The organism is Aliamphritea spongicola, assembly GCF_017051665.1.
GTDB classification, from domain to species: domain Bacteria; phylum Pseudomonadota; class Gammaproteobacteria; order Pseudomonadales; family Balneatricaceae; genus Amphritea; species Amphritea spongicola.
The window spans coordinates 1-290 of record NZ_JAFIDL010000088.1 but is presented as its reverse complement, the minus strand read 5'-3'; the positions used below and the strand labels follow the sequence as shown (position 1 = coordinate 290).

At 69.3% G+C, this 290-nt stretch carries 1 protein-coding gene; it reads right to left on the bottom strand.

The genetic code is table 11. The features are described 5' to 3' along the window. Window positions 1-59 precede the first annotated feature (59 nt). Window positions 60-290, bottom strand: a 231-nt coding sequence (locus JYB63_RS22860; RefSeq protein ID WP_205660219.1) for a hypothetical protein, incomplete at its 5' end; no start/stop codon positions are given.

Here is a 290-nt window from a genome sequence, read left to right as displayed (position 1 = left end):
CCGCACGGCCGGGCAGCCGTGCGGTCGAGGTGATGAACCGGTGTGCGGTGGTACCGCCGTCAGGCCGCCGTGGCGGCGACCTGGGGCGTGGAGGATCGCAAGGGGCAGCGGTCCTTGAAGCCGAACAGGCATGTCACCGCAGCCGCGGCGGCGACCACGACGATGCCGCCGATGATCGGCGCGGCCGGGAAGGGCAGTTCCTGGGCGAGGACGAACGCGCCCATGAGTAGGACGAAGTAGCCGAATCCCTTGCGTAGTGCCTGTTCGGGGATCACCGAGTTGAGGCGTAC